1 protein-coding gene is annotated in these 447 nt (G+C 67.3%); it reads right to left on the bottom strand.

The genetic code is table 11. The features are described 5' to 3' along the window. A partial coding sequence (locus tag P0G09_RS15630) for a hypothetical protein (RefSeq protein WP_275253110.1) occupies positions 1 to 430 on the bottom strand: 430 nt, incomplete at its 3' end. Positions 431 to 447: the final 17 nt, after the last annotated feature.

Genomic DNA, 447 nt, shown 5'->3' with positions numbered 1-447 from the left:
CCTGCAGGGTCAATTGCAGGGTCAGAGCGGCCGGGAAATCCGGCAGGGGAGGCAGCGGGTCCTCCCAGACAAAGGGAGGCAGCAGCTGCACCGCGCAGACAGCGCGGGAACACTCCTCGGTGAGCAGCAGGGCGGCGGGGGAGCCATCCGGCTCCACATGCAGGCTGCTGTAAAGCAGCTGGAGGTTCCGGGGAGCAGAGAGCAGAACCGCACCCTCGTCCGCCGTTTCGCTGAGGGTGAGGCACCCGGCGGCCTCGTCGGCATAGATGCGCCGGGCCGGTGCCCGGAAGCTGGCATAGAGCGCAGGCAGGTGGAAAACGCCCGCCTTGTCCAGCCAGTGCTGCAGCAGCAGATAGAATTCGGTCAGCGGGTGGTCCGGGTCCGGCTGCGGCATCCCGAAGTCCGGCCGGGAAAGATGTCCTCCGCCCATAGTCTCCCTCCTTTTCC

It is taken from the genome of Faecalibacterium sp. DFI.5.82, from assembly GCF_029076575.1.
Classification (GTDB): Bacteria; Bacillota; Clostridia; order Oscillospirales; family Ruminococcaceae; genus Faecalibacterium; species Faecalibacterium duncaniae.
This window is presented reverse-complemented; position numbering and strand designations above follow the sequence as displayed.